Here is a 15,024-nt window from a genome sequence, read left to right as displayed (position 1 = left end):
CAGCCTAGATTTGAGGGTCCTCGAGCAATTGTGGTAAACTGTAAACAGTTTATTATGATGAGACAACTCTTATTCCCTATTGGTTTTCAAAGGAATAAGGCATTATAGCTGTATATAGAAATTTTGTTGAAAGCGAGTTGATCCTAATTGGATCTTTTATCAATAAAAAATCCAACGTTTCTAAAAGGAATGTCAAATGCAGAATTAGAGGAGCTTAGCGCTGACATTCGCATGTTTTTAATTGAGTCCTTAGCTAACTCTGGCGGGCATATCGGTCCGAACCTGGGAGTCGTTGAACTGACTGTTGCGCTTCATAAAGTATTTGACAGCCCAAAAGACAAATTCCTCTGGGATGTTGGACATCAGTCTTACGTTCATAAGCTGTTAACGGGAAGAGGGTCGGAGTTTGATACACTTCGTCAATATAAAGGGCTTTGCGGTTTTCCTAAACGAAATGAAAGCGAACATGACGTTTGGGAGACAGGTCACAGTTCAACCTCGTTATCTGGTGCGATGGGTATGGCGGCAGCGCGTGATATTAAAGGGACAGATGAATATATCCTGCCGATTATCGGAGACGGTGCACTAACCGGAGGGATGGCGCTGGAAGCTTTGAATCATATCGGTGATGAAAAGAAAGATATGATTGTCATATTAAACGACAATGAAATGAGTATTGCACCAAACGTTGGTGCGATTCACACAATGCTTGGCAGATTACGTACAGCAGGCAAATACCAATGGGTAAAGGACGAGCTCGAATATTTATTCAAGCGCATTCCAGCTGTAGGCGGAAAGCTTGCTGCCACAGCAGAGCGTATCAAAGACAGCCTCAAATATTTACTTGTATCTGGCATGTTTTTTGAGGAAATGGGATTTACTTACTTAGGTCCTGTAGACGGACATTCGTATGAAGATCTTTTTGAAAATCTTGAATATGCAAAGAAAACAAAAGGTCCAGTTCTTCTGCATGTCATTACGAAAAAAGGAAAAGGCTATCAACCGGCAGAATCCGATAAAATCGGGACTTGGCACGGTACTGGTCCATACAAAATCGATACCGGTGATTTTGTAAAACCGGCAGCAGCAGCTCCGTCTTGGAGTGGTCTCGTCAGTGAAACGGTCAGAAAGCTGGCGCGGGAAGATGAGCGGATTGTTGCGATCACGCCTGCGATGCCTGTTGGTTCAAAGCTTGAAGGCTTTGCGAAGGAATTTCCAGAGCGGATGTTTGATGTAGGAATTGCCGAACAGCATGCAGCCACAATGGCAGCTGGGCTTGCGACGCAGGACATGAAGCCATTTTTAGCGATTTATTCAACGTTCCTGCAAAGAGCCTATGACCAAGTGCTGCACGATATTTGCCGTCAGAACCTCAACGTATTTATTGGCATTGATCGTGCGGGACTTGTCGGTGCAGATGGAGAAACCCATCAAGGTGTGTTTGATATTGCTTTTATGCGTCATATGCCGAATATGGTACTTATGATGCCAAAAGATGAAAATGAAGGACAGCACATGGTCAATACAGCCATTCAGTACGATGACGGTCCTATTGCTATGCGTTTCCCGCGCGGTAATGGGCTGGGTGTGAAAATGGATGAACAGCTGAAAACCATTCCGATTGGGTCCTGGGAGGTTCTTCGTCCAGGGAAGGACGCTGTCATTTTAACATTTGGTACGACGATTAAAATGGCGCTTCAAGCAGCAGAAGAACTTCAAAAAGAAGGGAAATCAATTCGTGTCGTCAATGCTCGTTTTATTAAGCCTCTTGATGAAGCGATGTTAAATGACATTCTTTCTGAAGGTATTCCGATTTTAACGATTGAAGAAGCTGTGCTCCAAGGCGGATTTGGCAGCAGCGTCTTAGAATATATACACGATAAGAAAGCATCTCATATCAAAGTAGAGCGTATGGGCATTCCAGATGAATTTATTGAGCATGGAAGTGTTGATGCCCTGCTTGAAGAAATTGGTCTGACGAAAGCACACGTTGCTGACTCTTTACGTGACCTGCTTCCCGCAGCACCAAGAAAAGGAATTGGATCATGACATCAAAGAAAGAACGACTTGACGTTTTATTAGTCGAACAAGGACTAATGGAAACGAGAGAGAAAGCAAAGCGTGCCATCATGGCAGGGATCGTTTACTCAAATGAAAACCGTTTGGATAAACCAGGAGAGAAAATCGCTCGTGATACTCCGCTCACTGTGAAGGGGAACCCTCTGAAATATGTGAGCCGCGGCGGGTTAAAGCTCGAAAAAGCACTCAAAGAATTCGACTTAACCGTTGAAGGGAAATTGCTAATCGATATTGGTTCATCAACAGGCGGATTTACAGATTGTGCTCTTCAAAATGGAGCGGTCAAATCATATGCTGTTGATGTTGGCTACAATCAGCTTGCGTGGAAATTAAGGCAGGATGACAGGGTAATCGTCATGGAGCGCACCAATTTCCGTCACTCCGTCCCAGCAGATTTTACTGAAGGGTTGCCAGAAGTAGCATCAATTGATGTCTCTTTTATTTCACTTAAACTCATCCTGCCGGCTTTAAAGCACATTCTTGTCCCAGGCGGAGACTGTATTGCACTCGTCAAGCCTCAATTTGAAGCAGGCAGAGAGCTTGTTGGGAAAAAAGGCATTGTGCGAGATCCGTCCGTCCACCTCGGTGTACTGGAAGAGATGAATCAGTTTGCTGCAAAAGAAGGCTATGATGTAAAGGATGTATCATTTTCGCCTATTACTGGTGGAGACGGGAATATTGAGTTCCTTCTTCATTTAGTGCTTCATTCCGATCAAGAAGAGAATGCGGCACTTCCGGCTTCAGAGCTTGAAAAGGTCGTCAAGGAAGCCCATTCTGTATTGAAAGAAAAGAAAAACAGCCCTGAGCCGGCTGACACATGAGATCATCGAAACAAAAGGAATAATAGCTCGCTATTATTCCTTTTTACATGGTCAAAAGACGAGAATTGACCGATTCTCACGTAATGCTTGTTTTTTGAACTGTGGTTCATATAACATAGAACGTAAAGACAAACTGAGATCAAACGCCTAGGGGGGTCAAACATGAATAAAGGTCAAAGGCATATTAAGATTAGGGAAATCATTGCGGGCCAAGAGATTGAAACACAGGATGAACTAGTCGATATTTTAAAAGCCGATGGATATAACATCACACAAGCGACCGTTTCAAGAGATATTAAAGAATTACATTTAGTGAAAGTGCCGACGAACAATGGAACATATAAATACAGTCTTCCTGCGGATCAGCGGTTTAACCCGCTGTCTAAACTGAAGCGATCCTTAATGGATGCATTTATCAAAATGGATGCTGCCAGTCATTTAATCGTCCTCAAAACCATGCCCGGTAATGCTCAGGCCATTGGGGCTTTAATGGATAATTTAGATTGGGAAGAAATCATGGGAACCATTTGCGGAGATGATACCATTTTGATCATTTGCCGCACACCAGATGATACGGAGACAGTTTCGAGCAAAATTTTAGAGCTTCTATAAAGAATCAGGTTTACAAAAAGAGGTGTCAAATGAGTGTTAGCAGAACTAACCATTAAAAACTTTGCAATCATTGAAGAGTTAACGGTTTCGTTTGAAAAAGGACTCACAGTCCTAACAGGGGAAACAGGTGCTGGAAAATCCATCATGATTGACGCAGTCTCACTTCTTGTAGGAGGGAGAGGGTCGTCTGAATTTGTTCGTTATGGTGAAAAAAAGGCAGAGCTGGAGGGGCTTTTTCTTGTGCCAGCCGATCACTCTGTATTTGCTTTATGCGAAGAGCAGGGAATTGACGCATCGGATGAAATGATGATTCTTCGCCGTGATATTAACAATAACGGAAAAAGCATCTGCCGCATCAATGGCAAACTTGTCACGATCTCACTTTTACGCGAGGTAGGACGCCTTTTGCTCGATATACATGGGCAGCACGATAACCAGTTATTGATGGAGGATGAAAATCATCTGCATTTGCTCGATCAATTTGGAGCAGAAGAAATTGCACCTGCTTTGTCACAATATCAAGAAGCATATGAGCAATATACAAAGACAGCCCAAAAGCTAAAACAGCTCTCTGAGAATGAGCAAGAGATGGTGCACCGGTTAGATTTACTGCAATTTCAGCTAGAGGAGATTGAAGCGGCACAATTAGAGCCGGGAGAAGATGAGAAGCTTCAAGAAGAGCGCCATCAGATCAGCAACTACGAAAAAATCTTTTCCTCACTTCAAAACGCATATAATGCCTTGCGCAATGAGCAGGGAGGACTTGATTGGGTTGGCATGTCATCAAGCGAGCTCGAGCAGGTTTCTGAGATCAACGACGATCTGAAAAAGCTATCCGAACAAGTGTCGAACTCCTATTACTTATTAGAGGATTCGACGTTCCAAATGCGAAGCATGTTGGATCAATTAGAGTTCGACCCAGCACGTCTTGATTTTATTGAATCTAGGCTGAATGAAATGAAGCAGTTAAAACGAAAATATGGGACAACGGTTCAGGAAATTTTGGAGTATGCGGCGAAGATAGAAGAAGAAATAGATCAAATTCAAAATCGAGACAGCCACCTGCAGACGCTTAAAAACAAACTGGATGCAATGAGCCGTGATGCCCTGCTTGAAGCACTTAACGTTTCAGAGCTTCGTAAAAAATGGGCGAAAAAACTAGCGAAGCAAATTCAAACAGAACTAAAAGATTTGTATATGGAGAAGTCAACGTTTGATACATCCTTTTCCATTCGGTATGCGCCTTTTAGCAGCACGGATAATCCGCTGCTAGATGGAAAGCCCGTCCAGCTTGGAAAAAACGGAATCGACCAAGCTCAATTTGTGATCTCTACTAATCCTGGCGAACCGATGAAATCTTTATCAAAAGTTGCCTCGGGTGGAGAAATTTCACGTGTCATGCTCGCCGTGAAAAGTATTTTCTCAGCCAAACAAGAAGTCACGTCCATTATTTTCGATGAGGTGGATACGGGCGTAAGCGGCAGAGTGGCACAGGCGATTGCCGAAAAAATTTACAAAGTGGCGGCTGGCTCACAAGTGCTCTGCATTACGCACCTCCCGCAAGTAGCAGCAATGGCTGACACGCATCTCTTCATTTCTAAACGCTCTAAAGCCGGCAGAACACTGACAAGCGTCAAACCATTAAGTCATGAAGAAAAAGTGAGTGAAATTGGCAGGATGATTGCGGGTGTGGAAGTCACTGAGCTGACAAAACAGCACGCAAAAGAATTGCTTCATCAAGCAAATGATGTCAAAACAACAGGGTAGCTGAAAAATCAGCTGCCTTTTTTATATTGTGTCAAAATCGCTGTATATACCCGTGAAATCGTCTTTTTCTTTTATCAATTTATCCAATCATTTTCTATAGGTGCCGGTTATAAATCCTAGCGAAGAAGGCAAAAGTAAAGATGTAGCCAAAACATGAGTGTTCTGGTGTGGGTAAGGAGCGAGGAGAGTGAAAAATGAATGCCCGAAAAGATGAGAAAAGCCATTGGTGTGATTCTCCTTGTTTCTTTAATAAGTACAGGGTTTATGAGCATAGTGAAGGAATACATCAGCATTCCAACAAATGTTGCTGTATTTGAAAAACAGAAGCACTCAATTGACACATCAATAGAAGCGTCAGCCAATGCTTCTTCACAAGCCTTTAGTCTTTCAAAGAAAAAGAATCAGCTTGAAGTGACAGGACAAAAGGCGGGAAAAGCCGAAATTGTTTATGATTTTAAAGGATTTCCTATTAAGAAAACAAAAGTCGACGTTCTCCCTGAATTAAAAGTCGTTCCTGGAGGACAATCCATTGGCGTCAAGCTCCACTCTGTAGGAGTTCTCGTTGTAGGTTTTCATCAAATCACAACAGCAGACGGCAAAAAATCACCAGGCGAAGCCGCAGGCATTCAATCAGGGGATATGATCATTGAAATCAATGGTCAAAAGATGGAGAAAATGAATGACCTCACCCCATTTATCCAGAAAGCAGGAAAAACAGGTGAAACGCTTCGTTTACTCATAAAAAGAGACCATAAAACCTTTCAAACAACATTAACACCCGCAAAAGATGCAAGTGAAGGCACCTACCGAATTGGTCTTTACATTCGAGATTCCGCAGCAGGAATCGGCACGATGACCTTCTTTGAACCATCTTCTAAAAAATATGGTGCCCTTGGGCATGTGATTTCTGACATGGATACAAAAAAACCAATCGTTGTCAACAATGGTGAAATTGTCAGATCAACCGTGACATCAATTGAAAAAGGCACAGGAGGCAATCCTGGAGAAAAATTGGCGAGATTCTCTTCTGAACGAAAAACGATAGGGGATATCTCCCGCAACAGCCCATTTGGTATCTTTGGTACGTTAACCGAAAAGCTTGAAAATCATGTATCAGACAAACCGCTTCCAGTCGCTTTATCAAATGAAGTAAAAGAAGGTCCAGCAGAAATTTTAACCGTTGTGGATCATGATAAAGTGGAGAAGTTTGATATTAAAATCGTCAGCACGACACCGCAGAAATTCCCGGCAACAAAAGGGATGGTATTGAAGATAACAGATGAACGTCTTTTAAGTAAAACGGGCGGTATCGTCCAAGGCATGAGCGGAAGCCCCATCATCCAAAACGGAAAGGTCATTGGAGCGGTCACACACGTATTTGTCAATGATCCGACAAGCGGGTACGGCGTACACATTGAATGGATGCTGTCAGAAGCAGGAATCGATCTTTATCAAAAAAACAAAAAAGCAAGCTGATCATCAAACTGCCGCGAATCTCCCGGCAGTTTTTTTCTCCCCTTTCTTTCTCTGCCATCATGTTATAAAATAAGGAAAAAGAGATTTTTCGACAAAATGGAAAATAGTATGTTGTCAAATTGCAATAATCGTCGATTCGTTAAGAAAAACGTAGAAAAAGCTAGATAATGCTCTATTATTCGGAAAATTAAAGTTTTTTAAAGGGGATAGCATGGTTTTGTCGAATTGAACACTCAGAAGAGAAATGCAAAAGACTAAAGGAATCGACATTGGGGAGGAAAGAACGTGGAGAAAATTAAAGTGTGTGTAGCTGATGACAATCGAGAGCTTGTTGGCCTTTTGACAGAGTATATTGAGGGACAGGAAGATATGGAAGTACTTGGCGTGGCGTATAATGGCCAGGAATGTCTGACATTATTTAAAGATAAAGAGCCCGACGTTCTCCTCTTAGATATTATCATGCCTCATTTAGACGGTCTTGCTGTACTGGAACGCCTCCGTGAAAACAATGACATGACCAAACAGCCAAGTGTGATTATGCTAACGGCGTTCGGTCAAGAAGATGTCACGAAAAAAGCAGTTGATTTGGGCGCATCCTATTTCATCTTAAAGCCATTTGATATGGAAAACCTAGTCGGTCATATTCGTCAAGTCAGTGGAAACGGCACACAAGTCACCCATCGATCTTCATCTATCCAAAACAGTGTCCTTCGGAACAAATCTGAACCGAAACGTAAAAACTTAGATGCGAGCATTACGACGATTATTCATGAGATTGGCGTACCCGCTCATATAAAAGGCTATTTATACTTAAGAGAAGCAATTTCGATGGTGTACAATGACATTGAGCTTCTCGGAAGCATCACAAAAGTGTTGTACCCAGACATCGCGAAGAAATTTAACACGACTGCCAGCAGGGTAGAACGAGCGATTCGTCATGCGATTGAAGTTGCTTGGAGCAGAGGAAACATCGATTCCATTTCCTCACTCTTTGGTTATACAGTCAGCATGTCTAAAGCGAAACCAACCAATTCTGAATTTATTGCTATGGTGGCTGATCGTCTGCGCTTAGAGCATAGAGCTAGCTAGTTCATTCTCTTAAAAAAACGTTTCTGCAAAGAGGCGTTTTTTTATTTCGAAAAATATTGTTAAAAATTGGTTGTATTGATACAATCATCTTATTGTTTCATTTGGACAACTCGGCTTGCTTTATTTTCGGAATAAAATGAAAAATAAAGCATGAAAGAAATGGGTATGTCATAAATTAGTGGTAATCAGCTACGCCAATCAATTGTTTGGTCTTCAAATAGAAGAAGAAAAAGCTCATTCGTAAGGAAAAGGATGAGAGGAAAAGGTCTGATGGATTTGGTAAATAAAGCAAATAAGATCGAAAGTTCTATTTCTATTGACCTGATTGGTTGGCGTTTTAAAGTCACTGGCTTCTTAGAGATTGTGCCATTTGAACTGAATATTCCCATTGTCGAATTTAATAATTTTCACATTCTTTTACTATGCTATAATAATGAGAAGAAGAGGGTGAGGTTATGGGAAAGCTGAAAATCCACTCTGCTGAGGTAGCGAACGAAATTAGCAAGTGGACGAGGGTCATTTCTCAGAATGACCTAGAAAAATCTGCTGTCTATAAAGAGAAAATTCAGAATTTGCTAAAAAATACAGATGAAGACCGTGAAGTTCTCCTTTATTATCAGCTTGTTAATGGCAGAAATGAAATGTTACTTGGAAATATTGAAAAAGCCAATCACATTATGAAGAGTGTCGGAACGCTCGATGAGAAAGCAGATGACATTATTAATTTTTATTTTTACTTTTACAAAGGCCAATATGCTGCATATGTGAAAAAGTATGATGAAGCCATCAGTTTTTACAAAATTGCAGAACAGCGCCTAAAACGTGTGAATGAAGACCTGGAAGTAGGAACTTTTCACCATAAGGTTGCTTCAATCTATTACGAACTGAAACAAAATTTCATATCCATTAATCATATTAAAAAAGCCATCGATACGTTCAAAGCGCATGAAGAGTATACAGCGCAGGCGATTGACAGTTTGATTTTACATGCAAGTAATTGTATTGATTTGTTTCAATTTGAAGAAGCAGAAGAAAAATACCAAGAAGCACTTGAGAAAAGTAAACGCATTAACAATGAAGTGCTGATTGGGAAATGCTATCACAATTTAGCCGTTCTTTATTATGCGAAGCCTGATTATGAAAAAAGCGCACAATATGCCAAAAAAGGGATGGGCATTCAAATTCACCGTGACAATAGCCATTATTACATCCAATCTTTATATGTTCTGGCAAATGCCTTGGTTCATCTAGGAGATCAAGAGGCGAAGGAATATATTAAAGAGGGTATTCAGTATAGCTGCGATATCCAAAATAATGAATATATAGTAAAATTTGAAATTTTGGATTTGATGTGCGAAAATAGTGGAGCAGCAGACGTATTCTCTGAAAAATTAGACTACATAGAAAAAAATAGATTATATGTGGAGCTTGAGGATTTGTCTGAACAAATATCGAAATACTTCAAGGAACGAAATGACTATCAAAACGCCATTCGTTTTCTTGAAAAGAAATTCGATGCACAAATACTTCAAAAGAAAGTGGAGGTTATCTTATGAAAAAGTTGTTGTTAGGTGTAACCGTCGTTACAGCAGTCGCAGTTGTTTCTTCCCTTTTTGCTCTTGACGCAGAGACGACAGAGCAAGCCATCAGAGCGATTACGTGATCGAATTTACCTGTGAGCCTCTTCGTACTAATCAGAAGAGGTTTTTTTATGTGCTCAAACTGGAAAAATGAAAAGAGACACGTCATAATGAAAGGAAGCATCATACTTAGAGGTGACCTATGACGAAAATTTTTGCACACAGAGGTTTTAAAGGAATCTACCCTGAAAATACCATGATAGCCTTTGAGCATGCACTCCATTCTGGAGCTGACGGAATTGAGCTCGATGTTCAGCTGACGAAAGATGGCAAGCTTGCTGTCATTCACGATGAGAAGCTGAACAGAACAACGAATATGAAGGGCTTAGTGAAAGACCATACATATGAAGAGTTAAAAGCAGGAGATGCGAGTCATTCTTTCTATGAAGAAACCGGTGCTGTATCCATTCCTCTTTTAGAGGAAGTATTGGAGTTAGTGACGCAGCAACCATCACTCATCATCAATATTGAACTGAAAAATTCCATTTATCGATATCCTGGTATTGAAGAGAAAGTAAAGGAGCAAATTGAACACTTTCAAATAGAAGATCGTGTACTTGTCTCATCGTTTCATCATGGGAGTTTAGCTCTTTTTCACAAGCTGATGCCGCATGTTGAGCTTGCTGTTCTCACAATGGATGTGATTCATCAGCCGGAGATGTACTTGAAAACAGTACCTGCAAGAGGTTATCATCCGAATATAAAGGGCGCAGGGGTGACAAAAGAAGTCGTGTCGGCTCTCCGTGCCGCTCAGCAAGTGATCAGGCCATTTACGGTAAACAGTGAAAAGCAGATGAAAAGCATGTTTTCCTTAGGTGTCGATGGAATTTTCACTGATTTTCCTGACAGAGCCGTCAAAATAAGAGAAGAAATGAAATAAAGACCTGCTATCAGAAGCGGGTCTTTTTTCATGTCTATCTCTGCTTAAAGCGGGTGGTCACTTTATTGCGTTTGCGGTCTCTATATAAAATAAAGCCAGCGACTACATAAAGACCTCCTCCTAAAAATAACAACCCTGCAATTCCTTGCAGCCATAAAAATGGAAATGGTGCAATGATGATGCCGAAAACCGTGTCACGCAGCAGCTTAATCCCAAGTGCAGCAAGCGCGCCAGGTATTAAAATAATCACTAATGCAAGTATTCTCCCCATCAAATGTCCCCTTAAACGTCATTTACTTCCATTGTCTAATTCAAAAAATATTTTGTCAAGAAAGGAAAACGTGGTAATATAAGAGTTGTGCAATTTTTTGCAACGGAAAAATATGGTGTGCAAATTTTTTCATATAAAGGGGTAACGGGATGCAGAGAGTCTTGATTGTCGGTGCAGGACACGGTGGATCAATATTGCTTGAAACATTGCTGAAAACAAATATGATTCAAATCGTTGCGATCGCCGACCTTGATCTTGGGGCACCGGGGATGGTAGAAGCGAAAAAGAATGGAATCGATACGACAACGGATTGGAAAGAATACATAAAAGATGACATTGATATCATCATTGAAACAACGGGCAGTTCAGCTGTGCTTAAAGAACTGATGAAAGAAAAACGAGAGCATGCTGTCATTGTTCCGAGTTCGATGGCATACGTCATATCAGAATTAATGTCAGAAAAGCATCAGCTCATTCAAATATTAAAGGAACAAACCTATAAACATGACCGCATTTTTAATGCAACGAACGATGGCATGATTTTTATTAATATGGATGAAGAAGTCGTCCTATTTAATCGGTCGGCTGCCAAAATGGTTGGATGTTCGCAAAAAGATGCGATTGGCCGTCACATACGTGAAGTCATTCCAAACACAAAGCTTCCCGATATTTTAAGATCGAGGGAGCCTGAATTTAATCAAAAACAATTTCTGAATCAGCAAATACAAATTGTCACAACGCGTTTGCCAATTATTGATGACGCAGGAAGAATGCTGGGCGCTTTATCGATCTTCAAAGATATTACAGATGCGGTGGAGCTTGCGGAGGAAGTCACAAACCTCAAAGAAGTGCGGACAATGCTTGAGGCTATTATTCAATCATCGGATGAAGCGATATCCGTCGTAGATGAGCAGGGGAAAGGAATTTTAATCAACCGAGCTTACACGAAAATGACGGGGTTAACAGACAAAGAAGTTGTGGGCAAACCAGCAGGTGCGGATATTTCTGAAGGCGAAAGCATGCATTTGAAGGTGCTTGAAACGAGAAGGCCGGTTCGAGGCGTTAGAATGAAAGTCGGACCAAATAAGAAGGATGTGATCGTCAACGTAGCGCCAGTGATCGTTGATGGCATTCTAAAAGGCAGTGTCGGCGTCATTCATGACGTATCAGAAATTCAATCACTCACCAATGAATTGAATAAAGCAAGACAGCTCATCCGGACACTTGAGGCAAAGTACACATTTGAAGACATTATTGGAGAAAGTGAGCAAATGCTTGTGGCACTTGAGCAGGCAAAGCTAGGGGCAAAAACACCAGCCACCATCTTACTCAGGGGAGAATCAGGTACTGGGAAAGAGCTGTTCGCGCACGCTATACACAATGAAAGTGACCGGAAATATAATCGCTTTGTAAGAGTCAACTGTGCGGCCTTATCGGAAACCCTTTTAGAGTCAGAGCTTTTTGGCTACGAGGAAGGAGCGTTTTCTGGTGCAAGGCGCGGCGGTAAAAAAGGGCTGTTTGAAGAGGCAAATCACGGCAGTATTTTTTTGGATGAAATTGGTGAAATGACGCCAAGTACACAAGCGAAATTATTACGCGTCATGCAGGAGAAAGAAATTGTCAGAGTAGGCGGAACAAAAGCCATCCCTGTTGATGTACGTGTGATCACCGCAACAAATGTCAATATTGAAAAAGCGATGGCGGAAGGAAAGTTCAGAGAGGACTTATATTATCGCATGAACAGATATCCGATCTCTATTCCGCCGCTAAGGCAGCGCCTTGAAGATATTGACTCCTTAAGCAAACGTCTCATCCAGAAGATCAATTTAGACTATGGACGAAATGTGAGCGGCTTAACGGAAGGGGCGCTCGATAGACTTCGATCCTACAGCTGGCCTGGAAACGTAAGAGAACTGGAAAATGTCCTTGGACGAGCCATGATCTTTTTGAACCCGCAAGAAGAATGGATCGATGAAGATCATATTTCCTTCATGGAGTCAGAAGAGCAGGAAGAAAAAGAGCAGCAGGAACTGGCTGTCAGTCAATTTGAGGGAGAGACACTTTCGGATGCTGTTGAGGCATTTGAAGCGCAGCTGATTAAACAAACCCTTGAAAAGCATCAATTCAACCGCACGAAAACAGCGAAAACGTTAGGGATTAGCATTCGAAACCTTTACTATAAAATGGATAAATATCAACTTGCAAAAGATAGCATGCAATAAAATGCATGTTACCTGCAAAAAATTGCATGTATTTCATGCGAAATGCCTTATGTCGCTGCATTTCAAGCTGGCACAGAACTTGCATATGAAAACCATGAACCGAGCATAAGGAAAGGTGGACATATATGAAGCTTGACGATCTGATTATGAAAGCCGCCCAGCTGCAAAATAAAACTGCTGCTGTGGCTCATGCAGAAGACGAAGAAGTGCTTCATGCCATCAAGATGGCAATTGAACGAAAGGTCGCTCGCTTCCTGCTGGTTGGGAACAAACGCAACCTGAAGGAGCTGGTGAAACAGCATGAGATCAATGAGGACTGGATAGATATTATTCATTCGGATTCTCCTGAAGAATCAGCCAAAATTGCCGTGCAGGCAGTGAGTGAGAAGCATGCAGATATATTGATGAAGGGGCATGTCCCGACAGCCGTTCTTTTAAAAGCGGTACTGAATAAAGAGTACGGGCTGCGGACAGCGAGTGTCCTATCACATGTCGCGGCATTCGAAGTGCCGGGCTTTGATCGTTTTATTTATGTCACGGATTCTGCGATGAACATCGCGCCCGATTTAAATATGCTCAAAGAGATCACGATCAATGCTGTTCAAGTAGCACAAGCTGTCGGAAACGACATGCCAAAGGTGGCAGTGTTATCTGCGGTAGAGGTCGTGAACCCGGCAATGGATTCAACTTTGACAGCGGCAAGTCTGGCACAAATGAATAGGCGAGGTCAAATTTCTGGCTGCCTCATTGATGGACCTCTTGCTTTAGACAATGCCATTTCTCAAACGGCAGCTTCTCATAAAAATATTACGAGTGATGTCGCCGGTCATGCAGATATTTTGCTTGTGCCAACGATTGAAGCAGGGAACATTCTTTATAAATCTCTCATCTACTTTGCACATGCAAAGGTGGGAGCTGTGGTGGCAGGAGCGAAGGCGCCGATTGCCTTAACAAGCCGATCGGATACAGCTGAAAGTAAGCTTTATTCAATTGCACTTGCCATCTGTACATCAAATTAAGCGGAAGTCATAGGAGGAATAAACAATGGAACTTTTTAAATATATGGAACGATACGATTATGAGCAGCTTGTGTTTTGTCAGGATGAACAGTCTGGCTTAAAAGCCATTATTGCTATTCATGATACAACACTTGGGCCAGCACTAGGCGGGACGAGAATGTGGACGTATGAAAACGAAGAAGCAGCGATCGAAGATGCGTTACGTCTAGCAAGAGGGATGACTTATAAAAACGCAGCAGCAGGCCTGAATCTTGGCGGCGGGAAAACAGTCATCATCGGTGACCCGAGAAAAGATAAAAATGAAGAAATGTTCCGTGCGTTTGGACGCTACATTCAAGGATTGAATGGCCGCTATATCACAGCGGAGGATGTCGGTACAACGGTAGAAGACATGGATCTTATTCATGAAGAAACAGACTTTGTGACAGGTATTTCTCCTGCATTTGGTTCTTCCGGAAATCCGTCTCCTGTTACGGCTTACGGTGTATATAAAGGGATGAAAGCTGCTGCCAAAGCTGCATTTGGGACCGATTCATTAGAAGGAAAAACAATTGCTGTCCAAGGTGTTGGGAATGTGGCCTACAATTTGTGTAAACACCTGCACGAAGAAGGTGCACAGCTAATTGTCACAGATATCAACAAAGACTCTGTAAAGCGAGCTGTTGAAGACTTTGGTGCAAAAGCAGTAGACCCTGACGATATTTATGATCAAGCATGTGATATTTATGCACCATGTGCACTTGGTGCAACGATTAACGATGTAACGATTCCTAAGTTGAAAGCAAAGGTCATCGCAGGTGCAGCCAATAACCAGCTGAGAGAAACGCATCACGGCGATCTTATCCATGAAATGGGCATTGTCTATGCACCTGATTATGTGATCAATGCAGGCGGCGTGATTAACGTTGCTGATGAGCTTTATGGCTATAATGCAGATCGTGCGATGAAAAAAGTGGAAGGTATTTACCAAAATATTGAACGTGTCATTGAAATTTCAAACCGTGATGCCATTCCAACTTATAAAGCGGCAGACCGATTGGCAGAGGAGCGAATTGAAAGAATGCGCAAATCAAGAAGCCAATTCCTGCAAAATGGTCAACATATTTTAAGTCGTCGCTAATTTGAAGAATGAGTTGAAACGGAGGTTT

Annotated in this window: 12 protein-coding genes; 11 read left to right on the top strand and 1 reads right to left on the bottom strand. The window is 41.9% G+C overall.

Annotated features, from left to right (window positions below; translation table 11 throughout):
• Positions 1-147: 147 nt before the first annotated feature.
• The 8 genes from dxs (at position 148) to C6Y07_RS04325 (ending at position 10,364) form a co-directional block, all read left to right on the top strand.
• Positions 148-2,049, top strand: coding sequence for a 1-deoxy-D-xylulose-5-phosphate synthase (gene dxs / locus C6Y07_RS04365; protein ID WP_060596820.1), 1,902 nt, complete (start codon positions 148-150; stop codon positions 2,047-2,049).
• The gene (locus tag C6Y07_RS04360) at positions 2,046-2,900 is read left to right on the top strand and encodes a TlyA family RNA methyltransferase (protein ID WP_060596819.1); all 855 of its coding nucleotides are present in this window, start codon (positions 2,046-2,048) and stop codon (positions 2,898-2,900) included. Before dxs ends, C6Y07_RS04360 begins: the two co-directional genes overlap by 4 nt.
• Positions 2,901-3,062: 162 nt before the next feature.
• Positions 3,063-3,512, top strand: coding sequence for a transcriptional regulator AhrC/ArgR (gene ahrC / locus C6Y07_RS04355; protein WP_034661246.1), 450 nt, complete (start codon positions 3,063-3,065; stop codon positions 3,510-3,512).
• Positions 3,513-3,545: 33 nt separating this feature from the next.
• Positions 3,546-5,279 carry a DNA repair protein RecN gene (gene recN / locus C6Y07_RS04350; RefSeq protein ID WP_106156265.1) on the top strand — a complete coding sequence of 578 codons (1,734 nt, stop codon included), beginning with the start codon at positions 3,546-3,548 and terminating at the stop codon, positions 5,277-5,279.
• Between the two features lie 198 nt (positions 5,280-5,477).
• Positions 5,478-6,755: a SpoIVB peptidase gene (gene spoIVB, locus C6Y07_RS04345; RefSeq protein WP_106156262.1), complete on the top strand. Its 1,278-nt coding sequence runs from the start codon at positions 5,478-5,480 to the stop codon at positions 6,753-6,755.
• Between the two features lie 285 nt (positions 6,756-7,040).
• Positions 7,041-7,844 carry a sporulation transcription factor Spo0A gene (gene spo0A, locus C6Y07_RS04340; RefSeq protein WP_106156260.1) on the top strand — a complete coding sequence of 268 codons (804 nt, stop codon included), beginning with the start codon at positions 7,041-7,043 and terminating at the stop codon, positions 7,842-7,844.
• A gap of 455 nt (positions 7,845-8,299) precedes the next feature.
• Complete coding sequence (locus tag C6Y07_RS04330) at positions 8,300-9,400, top strand: Rap family tetratricopeptide repeat protein (protein WP_106156258.1); 1,101 nt, start codon at positions 8,300-8,302, stop codon at positions 9,398-9,400.
• A 226-nt stretch (positions 9,401-9,626) separates the two neighbouring features.
• Complete coding sequence (locus tag C6Y07_RS04325; protein ID WP_060596816.1) at positions 9,627-10,364, top strand: glycerophosphodiester phosphodiesterase; 738 nt, start codon at positions 9,627-9,629, stop codon at positions 10,362-10,364.
• A gap of 34 nt (positions 10,365-10,398) precedes the next feature.
• Here the strand turns inward: C6Y07_RS04325 and C6Y07_RS04320 are convergent, their stop codons facing one another.
• Positions 10,399-10,635: a DUF2627 domain-containing protein gene (locus C6Y07_RS04320; RefSeq protein ID WP_034661240.1), complete on the bottom strand. Its 237-nt coding sequence runs from the start codon at positions 10,633-10,635 to the stop codon at positions 10,399-10,401.
• 149 nt (positions 10,636-10,784) lie between these two features.
• Between C6Y07_RS04320 and C6Y07_RS04315 the strand changes: the two genes are divergently transcribed.
• From C6Y07_RS04315 to bcd, 3 genes are all read left to right on the top strand, one after another.
• Entirely contained in the window at positions 10,785-12,857 is a 2,073-nt protein-coding gene (locus tag C6Y07_RS04315) for a sigma-54 interaction domain-containing protein (RefSeq protein ID WP_034661239.1), read from the top strand.
• A gap of 125 nt (positions 12,858-12,982) precedes the next feature.
• On the top strand, positions 12,983-13,876 hold the full coding sequence (gene yqiS / locus C6Y07_RS04310; protein ID WP_034661238.1) for a phosphate butyryltransferase: 894 nt from the start codon (positions 12,983-12,985) through the stop codon (positions 13,874-13,876).
• Positions 13,877-13,901: 25 nt separating this feature from the next.
• Positions 13,902-14,996 (top strand): branched-chain amino acid dehydrogenase, encoded by a 1,095-nt coding sequence (bcd, locus tag C6Y07_RS04305; RefSeq protein WP_003215658.1) that lies wholly within the window; start codon positions 13,902-13,904, stop codon positions 14,994-14,996.
• The last annotated feature ends 28 nt before the right edge of the window (positions 14,997-15,024 follow it).

It is taken from the genome of Bacillus sp. LNXM12-1, assembly GCF_003004375.1.
Classification (GTDB): domain Bacteria; phylum Bacillota; class Bacilli; order Bacillales; family Bacillaceae; genus Bacillus.
This window is presented reverse-complemented; position numbering and strand designations above follow the sequence as displayed.